We start from the raw sequence: 14599 nt of genomic DNA, 5'->3' as shown, positions 1-14599 counted from the left end.
CAGCCTGAACGTCTGGGGATGGCGCGACTTCCGACCTGGCCAGTCGCCCCGACCTCCCAGACTTCGATCTGGGCCCCGGCTTTCGCCGGGGAGAGCGGGAATTCAGGAGCTCGCGTCCTGACGCCCCTTCGCGCCGAAGGGAGCCGGCCCTTCATCTCACGGCCAGACGATCGCCGGTCTGGACCACAAGAGAAAAGAGGCGGAGCCTTTCGACCCCGCCCCCTCAAACTCTCAAACTCAGAATTAGAGCTCTACTCCGCCGCCACCTTCGGCGAATAGCCGAGGATCGCCTTGGTCTCGAGGAACTCGCCAAAGGCGTGGTCGCCCCATTCGCGGCCGTTGCCGCTCATCTTGTAGCCGCCGAACGGGGCCATCATGTCGGGGCCGGCACCGTTGATATTGACCTGGCCGGCGCGCAGCTTGCTGGCCACCTTGCGGATCTGGGCCTCGTCGCCGCCCGAGATATAGGCCGCCAAGCCATATTCGGTGTCGTTGCCGACCTTCACGGCCTCGTCGACCGTGTCATAGCCGAGGATGGCGACGACCGGGCCGAAGATCTCTTCCTTGGCGATGGTCATCTCGTTGGTGACATTGGCGAAGACGGTGGGCTTGACGTAGTAGCCCTTGTCCAGACCCTCGGGACGGCCGACGCCACCGCTGACCAGGGTGGCGCCTTCATCGATGCCCTTCTGGATCAGGCCCTGGATCTTGTTCCACTGCACGTCGGAGACGACGGGTCCCATCTTGGAATTGCCGTTGGGGTCGCCCACCGTGTGGGACTCGGCGGCGGCGCGGGCGATGGCGATGACCTCGTCCATCTTCTTGCCCGGCACCAGCATGCGGGTCGGGGCATTGCACGACTGGCCCGAGTTCATCATCACCGAGGCGATGCCGCCGGTGACGGCGCGCTGGAAGTCGGCGTCCTCGAGGATGATGTTAGGGCTCTTGCCGCCCAGCTCCTGGTGGACGCGCTTGACGGTCGGGGCGGCGTTCTTGGCCACCTCGATGCCGGCCCGGGTCGAACCGGTGAACGAGACCATGTCGACTTCAGGATGGCTGGACAGGGCTGCGCCGACCGTGGGGCCGTCGCCATTGACCAGGTTGAAGACGCCGGCCGGGACGCCAGCGGCATGCAGGATCTCGGTCCAGATATAGCCGCTGAACGGGGCGATTTCCGAGGGCTTCAGCACCATGGTGCAGCCGGTGGCCAGGGCCGGGGCGACCTTGCAGGCGATCTGGTTGACGGGCCAGTTCCACGGCGTGATGAAGGCGCAGACGCCGATCGGCTCCTTGACGATCCGGGTCGTGCCGCGATCTTCCTCGAACTTGTAGTTCTTGAGGACGGCGATGGCGGTCTGGACGTGGCCGATGCCCATGGCAGCCTGGGCGCGCTGGGCCAGCCAGGCGGGGGCGCCCATCTCTTCGGTGATGGCCTTGGCCATGTCCTCGAAGCGTTTCATGTATTCGGCGACGATGCGCTCCAGCAGATCGATCCGCTCTTCGCGGCTGGTCAGGCTGAAGGTCTCGAAGGCGCGGCGGGCGGCCATCACGGCCTTGTCGACATCGGCGACGCCGCCCATCGAGATCCGTCCGCAGACCTCTTCATTGGCCGGATTGATCACGTCCAGAGTCTTGGGCGCGACCGGATCGACCCAGGCCCCGTCGATATAGAACTTGGTGTAGTCGCGCATGCCGTGCTCCTGCCCTTTATGGGAATTAGGTCCGCTCTGATTTGGGAAGCGGCGGGCCTTGTTCAAACAACCATTTTAATGATCGGCGTTCATGTGGGAAGCCCTCACCACATCACATCGCTGTCGATCCCGTCCAGAGCCTCTGAGATTCGGCGGCGGGTGGCGGGGCTGATGGTGTCGGGAAGGGCGTCCGGGGCGAACCAGCCGACCGCATGGATCTCGCCCTGGGCCGAGGCCTGGCAAGGCTCCCAGGCCGTTACCCGATAGACCAGGACATGGTCGCGGGGATGGTGGGTCTCGTTGGAGTGCACCGACTGCAGGACCGGCCGGGCCAGAACCCGCACCCCGGCCTCCTCCTGCAGTTCGCGCTCCAGGGCGAGCTCCGCCGTCTCGCCCCGCTCGACCCCGCCGCCGGGCATGTACCAGCCGGGGATATAGGTGTGCTGGACCAGCAGCACCCGGCCCTCACCATCGGTGACCAGCCCGCGCACCCCCAGAGTCAGCCCCCGCTTCCAGCGAAACCAGGCATAGACCAGAGGTCGGGTGAAGGGTTCGATGTGTCGACGCCAGAGCATGGGGGGAGGATAGCCGCCCTTGCCCGTCTGGCCCATCCGAACTATCATCTGACTAGCTAGTCAGATGGAGTCTGCCATGGGCGATCTCAGCTGGAAACTGGAAGACGCCAAGGCCCGCTTCAGCGAGGTGGTGCGTCTGGCCCGCAGCCAGGGCCCGCAAAGGGTGACCGTGCGCGGCAAGGACGCCGTGGTGGTGATGAGCATCGAGGATCTTGAACGCCTGTCGCCGCCCGATCCGGCCCGTCTGTCGCTGGTCTCGTTTCTGGAAGGCCTGCATCTGGATGGGCTCGATGTGGAGCGCGAACCCGATTCTGGGCGAGATCTCGACCTGTGAAGGGCTGGCTGGTCGACACCAATGTCATCGCCGCCCTGATCAATCCGAACGGCGCTCCCAGCGTCAAGGCCTGGGCCGCAGGTCAGCCGGAGGCGCGGATGTTCATCAGCGTTCTGTCGCTGGGCGAATACGACAAGGGCATCCACAACCTGGCGACCGATCATCCCGACCGCTCGCGCTATATCGCCGCTCGCGACGCCCTGGCCGGGCGGTTCGCCGGACGGGTCCTGTCGGTCAGCGATCCGGTGGTGCGCCGCTGGGGCAAGATCTCGGGCGCGGTGAAGCTGCGCACGGGTCACGCGCCGTCGGTGATCGACACCCTGCTGGCGGCCACGGCCCTGGAACACGACCTGTTTCTGGTCACCCGCAACACCCGCGACGTCCAGGACAGCGGCGCGCCGCTATTCAATCCCTGGACCGACGATCCTGCCGATTTTCCTTTGGCGTGAACCCGCTCTTGCCCCGGACACCGCGCCTCGCTAAAGCCGCTATAGTCCTAATCCTAGCCGGAGCCGCGTCATGATCGCGATCCTCGTCATCAGCGTCTTCATCGGCGTTCTCGTGGCCCTGAACTATTTCGAGTTCGGCCGCATCGACTGAATCCCGTGACCGCGCGCGGGACGGCCCTGGTCACCGGCGCCGGACGCCGGATCGGCCAGGCCCTGGCCCTTGAGGCCGCGCGCGCCGGTTTTGATGTCGCCGTGCACCATCGCGGGGCCGCCGACGAAGCCACCGAGACCCTGGCCGGGATCAAGGCGCTTGGCCGTCGCGGTATCGCGGTATCGGCCGACCTTTCTGACGAAGACCAGGTCGCCGGCCTGATTCCCCGCGCCGCGACGCTCGGCCCGGTGACCCTGCTGGTCAACAGCGCCTCCACCTTTCACGATGACCGGGTCGGTTCGCTGGACCGGGCTCGCTGGGACGCCCATCTCGAGACCAATCTGCGCGCGCCCGTGGTCCTGGCCGAGGCTTTCGCCATGGCCCTGCCCGACGATCTGGAAGGCCTGATCGTCAATATGGTCGACCAGCGGGTCTGGCGGCCCAATCCGCAGTTCTTCAGCTACAGCCTCAGCAAGGCCGGCCTGTGGTGGGCGACCCAGACCCTGGCCCAGGCCCTTGCCCCGCGCATCCGGGTCAATGCCATCGGGCCCGGCCCGACCCTGCCCAATGTCCACCAGGCTCCCGGCGAGTTCGAGGCCGAGGCTGCCGGCACCCTGTTGCAACGCCGCGCCACTCCCGACGACGTCACCGCCGCCCTGCGCTATCTGATTGACGCAAGGTCGGTCACGGGCCAGATGATCGCCGTGGACGCCGGTCAGCATCTGGGCTGGCGCACGCCCGACATCGTCGCACCTTAAGAAAGGCGCACCGCTTGGCCGCCTCCCCCCTCGCTGAAACCGCCGCCGACGCAGCGCCCGTTGCCCGGGTGATCGTGACCAAGGTCTTTGTGCGCGCACTCAAGGTCGAGGCCTGGATCGGGGTCTATGACCACGAGCATGGCCGCCGCCAGCCCCTGGTGATCGATGTCGAACTGGACGTCGCCGCCAGCCACTGCGAGCGCCTGGGCGACACCGTCAACTATGAGACCATCGGCCAGGCCGCCCGGTCCATCGCTGACGAGGGCCATATCGATCTGGTCGAGACCTTCGCCGAACGCCTGGCCCAGGCCTGTTTCAGCGACAGTCGCGTGACCCGCGCCCGGGTCCGGGTCGAAAAGCCCCTGGCCCTGGCCCCCCACGCCGCTGCTGCCGGTGTCGAGATCACCGCCGTCCGGGCCTAGCGCGCATGATCCCGACCCACAGCGCCCGCCTTGCGCCCTTCCAGCCGCAGACGGTGTGGACGCTGCAGGACGGGACACTGGTCGAGACGCGCGGACAGGGCGTACGCGGCTTTCCCCTGAGTGCCCTGACCCGGTTTCGCCTGGCCGCGCCGCCCAGGGGCGGCCGTCGGCGGGTGCTGCAACTGAGCTTTGGCCGCGCCCGGATGGTGATCATCGCCCAGAGCTATGTGGCCCCCGGACAGACCGAGGACCGGCTGGACAGCTTCTCGGCCTTTGTCCGCACCCTGTCGCGCCAGGCCGCCGAGGTCGCCCCGAACGCCCGCTTTGACCTGGCCCGCATCGAAGCCCGCCCGGCCCTGACCTGGGTCATGGGTCTGCTGGCCCTGGGAACGGTAGCGGTCCTGGCCTCGTCACTGGGGGCCGGCATGGCGGCCGTCGGCATCGACATGGCCGCCCGCATGGGCTTCGTCCTGCTGCTGCTGCTGGCTGCCCTGCCCTGGCTGTCGCGCGGCGACGGCTTCGATCCGCGCGACCCGCCCCGGGACCTTCTGCCCTAAACGCGAAATGACCTGCCGGCCCTCAGCGGGTCTCGAGCACCAGGGCGTCGAGTCTCTGAACCTCATCGGCCTCCGCGCCGCTGAACACCAGGGTGCGCGTGATGCCCAGCCGGCGGATGTTCACCTGGTTGACCTCGTCGCCATAGACATCGGCAAACATCGCGGCCCGCACGTCGACGGGGCCGGTCACATCTGAGGGACGCGTCTGGCCGCTGTACTCGAAGCGGACCTCGGACGCCCCCAGGGTGAGGTCCTTCAGGGTCAGGCTCACCGTTTCACCGTTGATCGCCAGGGCGAAGGTCTCGCCCATATGGGCCTTGAGGGCCTCGACCGCGTCAGGATCGTCGAGGCTGGCCTGGGCCTCCGGGGCGATCTGGGCCAGGGCAGGTTCAGCATCATGGGCCGCGACCCGGTGGCTGACCCGGACCCCGCCCGTCCGGGCGTCGATCTCCACGACGCTCAGCACGCCATGGCCCCGATGCGCGGCCGCCGGCAGCGGGGCCAGGACGAGTCCTGCCGCCAGCCAAAGGGCGGCCGCGCGGGCGATCACTTGGAGCCTTCATCCTTCTTGGGCTCTTCCGCCGGAAGGGTTCCCAGACCGCCGGGCTCGACCTTGAGATTGGCGTCCTTCATGCGGTTGGTCGCATCCGGTGCCTTCTGGATCTTCAGGGTCAGGGGCGTGATGGCACCCTCATAGATATTGTTGCCGCGATCGGCGTCGGCAGTTTCCCAGAGCGGATCGATCTGGGCTCCCTTCAGTTCCTTGGGCGAGACGTGCTGCCAGGTCACCTGCCGCGAATTCTTGCGCCAGATCTCGGCCGGGATGCGGACGGTCTCGCTGGTGCCGTCGGTGAAGTCCATCTTGACGATCACCGGCATCACCAGCCCGCCGATGTTGCGGAAGGTGAAGCGGTAGAGATTGTCCTTGAGGTCCTGGGCGGCCTGCTCCTCGGGCGTCAGGTCCTCACGGGCCGACTTGGCCTTCTTGCGCGCGCTCTCGAACACCGTGAACTGGTCATTGGCATTGTAGAAGTCGCGGACCTTGGGGTCGCGGTCGATGACCGTCGTGCCGCTGTTGTTGGCGGCGGTGCGGGACTCCGGCTCGATGGCGTTCGCAGCCTTGCGCACGGCGGCTTCGACATCGGGATCGCCGCTGTCCAGGCGGGCCTTGACGACCTTGTCCAGCGCGATGTCGACATGGTCGGTCGAGTAGAACCAGCCGCGCCAGAACCAGTCGAGATCGACACCCGAGGACTCTTCCATGGTGCGGAAGAAGTCATACGGGGTCGGGTGCTTGAAGCGCCAGCGGTTGGAATACTCCTTGAACGCCCGGTCGAACAGTTCGCGACCCATGATGGTCTCGCGCAGGATCACCAGAGCCGTGGCCGGCTTGGAATAGCCGTTCGGGCCAAACTGGATCACCGAGTCCGACTGGGTCATCAGCGGCACCTGGTCCTGGCTGACCATGTACTCGACGATGTCCTTGGGCTCGCCGCGACGGGCGGGATACTTCTTGTCCCACTGCACCTCGGCCTGGAATTCGAGGAAGCTGTTGAGGCCCTCGTCCATCCAGGTCCACTGGCGTTCGTCGGAATTGACGATCATCGGGAAATAGTTGTGGCCGACCTCGTGGATGACCACGCCGATCAGGCCGTACTTGGCGCGCTCGGTATAGGTCAGGGCTCCGGTCTTCTTGTCCTTCACCGGCCGCGGGCCGTTGAAGCTGATCATCGGATATTCCATGCCGCCGACCGGACCGTTGACCGACTGGGCCACCGGATAGGGATAGGCGAAGGTGAAGTCCGAATAGACCTTCAGGGTGTGGGCGATCGACTTGGTCGAATAGGCGTCCCATAGCGGGCGGGCCTCCTTGGGGAAGAAGGACATCGCCATCACGACCGGATGCTCGGCCGACGGGTCTTCCTGCTTCACGCCCAGGGCGTCCCAGACGAACTTGCGCGAGCTGGCCCAGCCGAAGTCGCGGACATTGCTGGCCTGGAAGATCCAGGTCTTCTCGGTCTTGGCCTTGCCCTTCTCGGCCGCGAGGGCCTCTTCGGGCGTGACCACATAGACGGGCTCACTGGCCGTGCGGGCCTTGGCCAGACGCTCGCGCTGGGCGGCGCTGAGCACGGCGGCCGGGTTCTGCAGCACGCCGGTCGACGAGACTACGTGGTCGGACGGCACGGTCAGGGCAACGCGGTAGTCACCGAACTCCAGGGTGAACTCGCCGGCCCCGAGGAAGGCCTTGTTGTGCCAGCCCTCATAGTCCGAATAGACCGCCAGGCGGGGGAACCACTGGGCACCCTCATAGATGCAGTTGCCGTCCTCGCCCTTGCCGGTGAAGCACTCATAGCCGCTGCGGCCGCCGACGACCTTGTTCTCGACCATCGGCAGCGACCATTCGATCGTCAGCTTCGTCTCGCCGCCATTGGCGCGCACGGCGGACGGCAGATCAACGCGCAGCAGGGTGTCGACGACAGTGAACTTCAGCGGACGGCCCTGGGCGTCCTTCACCGACTTGATCGTGAAGCCGCCTTCCCACTCCTTGAAGCGCTGGATGCGGCGGACCTGACCCAGGCTGATGCTGTCGCCCGAGACGGTCTCGGTCAACTTGCTGATCGAGTCGCGCTTGTAGTCCTGGTCGAGCAGCAGCCACAGATAAGGGAGGCTGTCGGGCGAATTGTTGCGATAGGTGATCGAAGCCTTGCCGGTCAGCAGCTTGGAGTCTTCATCCAGGCGAACGGCGACGTCGTAATCGACCTTCTGTTGCCAGTAGCGATAGCCCGGCGCGCCCGCAGCGTTGCGATAGTCCGTCGGGGTCGGCCAGTCCTCGCCTTCCAGTTGGCGGAACTTGTCGTCGAACGGGGCCTTGGTCTGCCGGATGGCGTCCGCCTGGGCGACGGAAGTCAGGGACACGGCGAGCGCCGCAGCGATAACGCCGGCAACGGCGTAACGGATAGAACGCTTGGACAAGTTCAAAAGCCCCCTGGACATGGCCGCCCGTGTGAAGTCACGGCGGGACCTTGGCGAGGGTCGCGGAGAAAATCACCCTGTTTTTTGTCGTCCGTGGTCAGAAGTTGATCTTTAGCCCTGCCCGCAGCGTTCGCGGTTCGACGGGATGGAAGTGGACATCCTCCACTCCGCCTGCGGGCTCGGACGGCAGCCGCGAGGCATAGGCATAGGCGATGTCGTCGGCCTGGCTGTCGGTCAGGTTCAGCACCTCGACCATCAGGCTGGCCGGCCCCAGGCTCTGGACGAACAGGGCATTGACCAGGCTGCTGGGCCGCGAGCGCAGCGAATTGTCCTCAACCAGGGCCGCCGAGCCCAGACGCCGCCAGGTCAGGGACAGGGTCGAAGCGTCCGACATCCGCCAGGTGGCACCGGCGCTGATAACCTCGCCTATGGCATTGGGAATCCGGTCGCCTTCGGGCGGATCACCGGTGAAGCGGGCATGGGTGGCGGCATAGGCGCCCGACAGGCTCAGGCGCTCGTTGGGCCGCCAGTCGGCCATGAGCTCAAGGCCCCGGCGGCGGGTCGCACCGCTGGCCTCGGTGAAGCCGGCGTCGCCGACATAGACCAGTTCCGAATCGACCTTCAGCGCCCAGGCCGCCGCCGTCAGGGTCAGGGTCCTGACCTGCCAGCGCAGTCCGAGTTCCGCGCCGTCGGAAGGCGACAGCAGCGGGGCCGGTTCAGCCGCCGCGCCGCTGGCCGGATCGACGGTGATCACCGCCCCGCGGGCATCATTTGAGTGAAAGCCCCGCCCGGCATTGGCATAGAGCTCAAAGGCCTTTGACAGCCGCCAGGCCAGGGCCAGCTTGGGGCTGAGCAGGACCTCGGAGACGGTTCCCGAATTGCGCGGATCGCCGGCCTCGACCCGGGCCCCCATCGCATCGGCGCGCAGGCCCAGGGTGACGTCCAGCCGGCCCAGGTCCCGTGAGGCCTCGCCCCATACGGCCGCGGACCATTCCGTCAGGGCGTCCTGACGGACGGTGGCCCGCCGGATCCGGGCTGTCGTGCGATAGAGGCCGACCTTGCCGATATCATCGACCCGGGCGGAAATGCCGGTCCGGGCGCTCCAGCCGTCGCCGAGCGCCCAGCGCTTGGTCAGGGCCCCGCCATAGATCCAGCGCCGGTCGACCTGCTGGAACTGGTCGCCATGGACCGGATCTTCGAGGGCATAGGTAAAGTTCGAAAACAGGTCGAGCCGATAGCGCTGGGCATAGACCACTGTGTCGAGGCCGTTCAGCAGATCGCGGCGGCGGACCGAGACGATGTAGCGCGAGGTCTCTCCGCCATCCGTTGCGTCCAGTGTGTCAAGGCGGCCGAGGGTGCCAGCCTCGACGGCCCGGCGCGGGATCTGGTCAGTGGCCGTCCAACGGGCATCATAGGCCAGGGCCGTGACAGACCAGCCTCCGACCAGGGCCCGGCCCAGCAGATTGACCTTGCTGAGGTCCTCCGGCGTGGTCCAGGGCCCGCGCCCGCTGGACAGGTCGGCGGCGACCATGACCTCGGGACTGAGCGCCCGGGAGCCGACGATGCGATAATAGTCGTCCTGCCCCGCCCAGGCCTGCAGGCCGTCGCCGTGCAGGTGATCCGCCGTCTCGAAGGCGACCGCGGCGACGGTCGCGAAGTCACCGTTCTCGGCCGCATAGGGCCCCTTGCGGAAGCTGATGTCGTGGACGAACTCCGGGGTCAGGATGTTTAGATCGAGATAGCCCTGACCATGGCCATGCGACGGCAGGTTCAGCGGCACCCCGTCGAGCGAGGCGGCGAGGTCCGTGCCATGGTCCAGATTGAAGCCGCGCAGGAAGTACTGGTTGGCCTTGCCGGCCCCCGAATGCTGGGTCGCGGCCAGGCCCGGTACCGCTTCCAGCAGTTCGGCCGGCCGCAGCAGCGGACGGATCGCGAAGTCAGCATAGGCAATGCGGCCCTCGCTCGCCGAGGTGGCGCGACCCAGCTCATGGGCGCGACGCCCCCAGACCGAGATCGGCTCGACCTCCTGGGACTGGGCCATGGCCGGCACGGCGAGGGGGAACAGGGTCCCCAGCAGCAGGAGAGCAAGTGGTCGGGCCTGTGACATGCCGTGGCCTAACAAGCCGACGGTGATCCGCCAAGAGCGGCCGCATGGTCTGGATAAACGCAGGGTTACGGGACCTTCATTTGCATCGTCCGTCGATAAGGACGATCCTTGGGCCAACGCTGTTCTCCAGGACACAAGCCCCGCCGTGACCGATCTCGACCCCGCCGTTCCACCGGCCCTGCAGGATGACAAGACCCTGCCGGTCGTCGTCTATGCCCTGACCCTGGGCGGGCTGATCACCGGGGGCGTCACCAGCGTCATCGCCGTGATCCTGGCCTATGTCAGCCGCAAGGGCGCGCCCGACTGGCTGCAGAGCCACTATGTCTTCGCCATTCGCACCTTCTGGCTGTCGCTGCTGTTTGCCCTGGCCGGCGGACTGCTGAGCGTGATCGGAATCGGCTTCGTGATCCTGGCCGCGGTCGGCGTCTGGCTGGCCGTGCGCTGCATCATCGGCCTGTCCTATCTGCTCAAGGGTCAGGCCTATCCCACACCGCAAAACTGGATGCTCTGAGTCATGACCGATGTCTCCGCTCCCGCCCCGTCGCCCGTGATCCGCGCCGAAGAGGACAAGGTCCTGCCGGCCGTCGTCTATGGGCTTTACCTGCTGGGGTTCGCCAGCTGCGCGGCCACCACGGTGGTCGGCCTGATCGTCGCCTATGCCAACCGCAGCGCGGCCGGACCGATCAATGAGAGCCACTACACCTTCGCCATCCGCAGCTTCTGGCTGACCATCGGCTGGTTCCTGATCGGCCTGGCGATGTTCATCCTGGGCCTGCCCCTGTCGCTTCTGCTGGTCGGCATCCCGGTCGTGGCAGCCGGCGTCATGATCATGGGCCTGGTCGGGGTGTGGTTTGCGATCCGCTGCGGCGCCGGTATCTACTACCTGGCCAAGGGCGAAGCCTATCCGCGACCCAGGACATGGCTGATTTAAAGGCAGCCTCTGCCTGCGCTGCCCGCACCCGCGTCGTCTTTCCAGACCCACTTCCCCTGCCAGTTGAGACGGCTCGACGACGCAGGCCCGCTCGGCTGACCTGTTCCTCCTGGCGAATGGACGTCTTGGAGGGGGCGGCATGCTGGCTCGCATCGTAGGGATCATTTTGGGGACGATCCTGGCGACGTCGGGATATGTAGTTGCAGGCTGGGGGCAGCTGGGAAGCTGGGCCGCGCATCTCGATCTCGGACCTTTCGAGCCGCATCGACCATTGGCCGGCGCGGCGGCGGCGATACTCGGGGGAGTACTCGTCGTCGCCGCCCTGACCCCGCGTCCCAAGCCCAAGTCCCGCAGGAAGGGCCCGGTCGCCCTGGACCTCGACAGCGGACTGGTCGCTATGCCGGTGCTCCTGCCCGAGCCCGTTGCCGACGCCCCGCCGATCGTCATGCCCGTGCTCCAGGCGACGCCCGTAACCCCACCGCCGCCCCAACCGGCTGCGCCGCCCAAGCCTGCGGCCGCCGAGAGCTTTGCCCAGCTGCGCGAGCGCATGGTGGCCCTGACCCGGTCCGAAGCCTGGAACGACGCGGCCAGGGCGCTGCTGGCCATGAAGACGGCCGCCCGCGGCGACCGCGAACTGGCCACGGTGCATCGCGACCTGGGCGATTTCGCCCGCGGCCAAGGCCAGCTGGACGACGCCGCCGAGGCCTATGAAACCGCCGCCTCCTATGCCCGCGACGCCCTGCGCGCCGCCCCCAATGACGTCAATGCCATGGAACTGCTGGCCGGTACCCTGGCCGGGGTGGGGGATGTGGCCGAGATCGAGGGCCGCCTGGACGATGCCCTGTCCGCCTTCGAAGAATCCCTGGCCCTGCGTCGATCCAGCGGCGGGCGCGAGGCCCATGACCCCGGCGCCCAGCGCGCACTGTCGGTGTCGCTGGAGCGCCTCGCCGACCTGCGTGAGGACCGCGGCCACCGCATGCGGGCCCTCGATCTCTATCGCGAAAGCTATGACGTCGCCGCCCGTCTGGCGGCCCGCGATCCGACAAGGTTCTCCTCGGACCTGGAGTCCACGCGCCAGAGACTGGCCGAGCTGGAAGCCCGCATCGCGACCTGAGCCGGGCCGGCAGCCTGTGGACTCGGGCGCTCGGCGTGGATCTTTCGCCCGCCGACCGAGCACGGCTGCAAAAGCACCGTAGCGGCCTCTAGGCCTTGAGTGAGCCGCTACAGGACCAAAAGGGCACCGGCTCCGGCCTGAGACGACAAGCATCGTCAAACACTGGCTCCGACCCGTCTTCCATGCGGAATCTGTGGATGACTCCGGCAGTGTATTTGAATTCGATGAATTTATACTTCAATTCACAGTAGAAATCTGATTTCTTCGAAATCAAAATCAATAAATAGAACATGAAAATCATGTAATGATTTCAGGAATTGAACAACCTTTCTCCCTTGTAACTTGAGATGAAGACGCAGTATCGGCAGAGCTCTCCTCCTGAAGTTCGAGGGGACACTGATGACCAGAACCATCCTGCTGGCCACGACGGCGCTGATCCTGATGGCCGGCCCGGCCCTTGCCGTCGCAGCGCCTCAAACGCCAGAGACCCCGCCCCCCGCCGCCGAGGCAAACCAACGTGGAGTTCTGGTCTTTCAGCCGGACTTCTTCGCCGCCCAGCGCCCCAACACCGCGATGGACATGGTCAGCCGCGTGCCGGGCTTCTCGGCCAATGACGGCTCCGGCGCGCGGGGCTTCGAGGGTGCGGTCGGCAACATTCTGATCAATGGCAACCGGCCGGCCTCGAAGAACGATACCGGCTCCAGCGTCCTGTCACGCACCCCCGCCAACCAGGTCGAGCGCATCGAACTGATCCGCGGCGGAGCGGCCGGCGTCGACATGCAGGGCTATTCGGTGATCGTGAACGTGATCCTGAAATCCACGGCCAGCCGCCAGTCGATCCTGACTCTGAACGGCATGCTGTTCGATGGCGGACATGATGTTTTCGGCGGCTCCTACCAGTTCACGGCCCGTGAAGGCGACCGCAGCTGGGGCGTGACGCTGTCGGACGGCATGGGCTCGAGCGACTCCAACGGTCCGGGCCGCACGGTTCGCCGCGACGGCAAGGGTGCCGTGACCCGCGACGAGGCCTTTGAGAACGACGGCTGGGGTGGCGGACGCTCGATCCGCGGCAACTTCAACGGCCCGCTGGCGGGCGGCAAGCTGGATGCGACCGCCCGCTACGGGGTCGGCGACTGGCAAAACTGGACACGGCAGCGCTCAACGGTGGCCCTCCGCGAGAACAGCTATGCCTATGAGGACCGGGAAGGCGAGCTGGGCCTGACCTATACCCGCCCCATCGCGCCGCGCTGGTCGATGGAAACCCGGGCGATCCACGAGTTCGAGATCTCGGAAGACGTCTCGATCGGCCAGGAAACCCTGGGCGGCGTCGCGCGGCCGCAACAGCGGTTCAGCTCTCAGGGCGAGTCCTCGGAATCCATCTTCCGCGCCCTGGTGCGACACGAGCGCTCGGCCGCCCTGACCTTCGAAGCCGGCGGCGAGGTCGCCTACAACATGCTGGAGGTCGAACAGGCCTTTACCCAGGGTGGCGTCGCCGTGCCCCTGCCGTCAGCCTCGGTCAAGGTCGAGGAAACCCGCGGGGAAGCCTTCTCCAAGGCCACCTGGCAGCTGAACCCCAAGCTGACCCTTGAGGGTGGCCTTCGACTGGAAACCTCGACCATCAAGCAGTCGGGCGACGCGGACCACGAAAAGAGCTTCTTCTTCGCAAAGCCACGCTTCCTGGCCACCTGGACGCCCATGGCGAAGAACCAGGTCCGCTTCCGGTTTGAACGCGAACTGGGCCAGCTGGATTTCGACGATTTCGCCGCCTCGGCGGAACTCGATGACGACACCGTCTATGGCGGCAATGTCAATCTGGAGCCGGAGCAGCGCTGGATTTCGGAACTGACCTATGAGCGCCGGTTCCTGGGCGAAGGCATCGTCTCGGTCGGCTATCGCCATGACGAAATCATCGGCGTGATCGACCGCCTGCCCCTGCCGGGCGGTCTTTCGGCAACGGGCAATATCGGCGACGGCACACTGGACCGCCTGTCGGTCAATATCGTCGTGCCTCTGGACCGACTGCACATTCCGGGTGGTCGCTTCACCTTCAAGAATGACTGGAACGAGACCAGCGTGGTCGATCCGACCAGCGGCAAGAAGCGTCCGATTTCGGGCGTCCGGGCCAGCCAGGCCAATGTCGGGTTCCAGCAGGACCTGACGCGCTACAAGCTGCAATGGGGGATCAACTGGCTGCCGCGTCTCGGCCAGGGCACCTATGATCCGGACCAGAAGAGCGTCTGGCGCGGTGCGGGCTATTACGAAAGCTTCGTCGAATACAAGCCGAGCCCCACCCTGGCGCTGCGGGCCCAGTTGAACCTCTGGGACGACTTCACGGTCCGCCGGACGGTCTATGCCAACCGTACCACCCGGGCTGTGGCCTTTGTCGAGGACCGGGAAATCGATCCGCGCACCTTCGTCTCGCTGCGACTGCGCAAGACCTTCTGAGGCCCGGCGTCCTCGCTCCGAAACACGAGCCGTCCGGGAGCAATCCCGGGCGGCTTAGCCGTTCTGGACCGCCTCGCCTTGCGGCCCCCGCC

Annotated in this window: 14 protein-coding genes; 9 read left to right on the top strand and 5 right to left on the bottom strand. The window is 66.4% G+C overall.

The genetic code is table 11. The annotated features are described in order from the left end of the window. Positions 1-251 precede the first annotated feature (251 nt). Both AQ619_RS01960 and AQ619_RS01955 read right to left on the bottom strand, forming a co-directional pair. Positions 252-1691 (bottom strand): aldehyde dehydrogenase family protein, encoded by a 1440-nt coding sequence (locus AQ619_RS01960; protein ID WP_062143519.1) that lies wholly within the window; start codon positions 1689-1691, stop codon positions 252-254. A 104-nt stretch (positions 1692-1795) separates the two neighbouring features. Further along, positions 1796-2266, bottom strand: a complete 471-nt coding sequence (locus AQ619_RS01955) for an NUDIX domain-containing protein (protein ID WP_062151171.1) — start codon at positions 2264-2266, stop codon at positions 1796-1798. A 76-nt stretch (positions 2267-2342) separates the two neighbouring features. Between AQ619_RS01955 and AQ619_RS01950 the strand changes: the two genes are divergently transcribed. From AQ619_RS01950 to AQ619_RS01930, 5 genes are all read left to right on the top strand, one after another. Next, positions 2343-2600 (top strand): type II toxin-antitoxin system Phd/YefM family antitoxin, encoded by a 258-nt coding sequence (locus AQ619_RS01950; RefSeq protein ID WP_207205011.1) that lies wholly within the window; start codon positions 2343-2345, stop codon positions 2598-2600. Beyond that, a complete protein-coding gene (locus AQ619_RS01945; protein ID WP_062143512.1) occupies positions 2597-3049 on the top strand; it encodes a type II toxin-antitoxin system VapC family toxin in 453 nt (150 codons plus the stop codon). The genes AQ619_RS01950 and AQ619_RS01945 overlap by 4 nt, the downstream gene beginning before the upstream one ends. Before the next feature lie 156 nt (positions 3050-3205). Then, a complete protein-coding gene (locus tag AQ619_RS01940) occupies positions 3206-3958 on the top strand; it encodes an SDR family oxidoreductase (RefSeq protein WP_062143509.1) in 753 nt (250 codons plus the stop codon). 14 nt (positions 3959-3972) lie between these two features. Continuing rightward, positions 3973-4380 (top strand): dihydroneopterin aldolase, encoded by a 408-nt coding sequence (gene folB / locus AQ619_RS01935; protein WP_166504115.1) that lies wholly within the window; start codon positions 3973-3975, stop codon positions 4378-4380. A 5-nt stretch (positions 4381-4385) separates the two neighbouring features. Then, positions 4386-4937 carry a hypothetical protein gene (locus tag AQ619_RS01930; protein ID WP_062143506.1) on the top strand — a complete coding sequence of 184 codons (552 nt, stop codon included), beginning with the start codon at positions 4386-4388 and terminating at the stop codon, positions 4935-4937. 22 nt (positions 4938-4959) lie between these two features. Here the strand turns inward: AQ619_RS01930 and AQ619_RS01925 are convergent, their stop codons facing one another. From AQ619_RS01925 to AQ619_RS01915, 3 genes are all read right to left on the bottom strand, one after another. Then, on the bottom strand, positions 4960-5487 hold the full coding sequence (locus AQ619_RS01925; protein WP_062143502.1) for a DUF6702 family protein: 528 nt from the start codon (positions 5485-5487) through the stop codon (positions 4960-4962). After that, positions 5484-7916: a M1 family metallopeptidase gene (locus AQ619_RS01920; protein WP_062143499.1), complete on the bottom strand. Its 2433-nt coding sequence runs from the start codon at positions 7914-7916 to the stop codon at positions 5484-5486. The genes AQ619_RS01925 and AQ619_RS01920 overlap by 4 nt, the downstream gene beginning before the upstream one ends. A 91-nt stretch (positions 7917-8007) precedes the next feature. Next, positions 8008-10017 carry a TonB-dependent receptor gene (locus tag AQ619_RS01915; protein WP_062143496.1) on the bottom strand — a complete coding sequence of 670 codons (2010 nt, stop codon included), beginning with the start codon at positions 10015-10017 and terminating at the stop codon, positions 8008-8010. Between the two features lie 145 nt (positions 10018-10162). On the opposite strand from AQ619_RS01915, the gene AQ619_RS01910 reads away from it, so the two are divergent. From AQ619_RS01910 to AQ619_RS01890, 4 genes are all read left to right on the top strand, one after another. Continuing rightward, the gene (locus AQ619_RS01910; protein ID WP_174515170.1) at positions 10163-10528 is read left to right on the top strand and encodes a DUF4870 family protein; all 366 of its coding nucleotides are present in this window, start codon (positions 10163-10165) and stop codon (positions 10526-10528) included. Positions 10529-10531: 3 nt separating this feature from the next. Then, positions 10532-10948 carry a DUF4870 family protein gene (locus tag AQ619_RS01905; RefSeq protein WP_062143493.1) on the top strand — a complete coding sequence of 139 codons (417 nt, stop codon included), beginning with the start codon at positions 10532-10534 and terminating at the stop codon, positions 10946-10948. Positions 10949-11087: 139 nt separating this feature from the next. Further along, positions 11088-12062, top strand: a complete 975-nt coding sequence (locus AQ619_RS01900) for a tetratricopeptide repeat protein (protein ID WP_062143491.1) — start codon at positions 11088-11090, stop codon at positions 12060-12062. 399 nt (positions 12063-12461) lie between these two features. Further along, complete coding sequence (locus AQ619_RS01890) at positions 12462-14507, top strand: TonB-dependent receptor plug domain-containing protein (RefSeq protein WP_166504114.1); 2046 nt, start codon at positions 12462-12464, stop codon at positions 14505-14507. The last annotated feature ends 92 nt before the right edge of the window (positions 14508-14599 follow it).

The sequence above is a fragment of the Caulobacter henricii genome (assembly GCF_001414055.1).
Taxonomy (GTDB): domain Bacteria; phylum Pseudomonadota; class Alphaproteobacteria; order Caulobacterales; family Caulobacteraceae; genus Caulobacter; species Caulobacter henricii.
The sequence above is the reverse complement of the archived record's forward strand: the minus strand, read 5'-3'. Positions and strand labels throughout refer to the sequence as shown.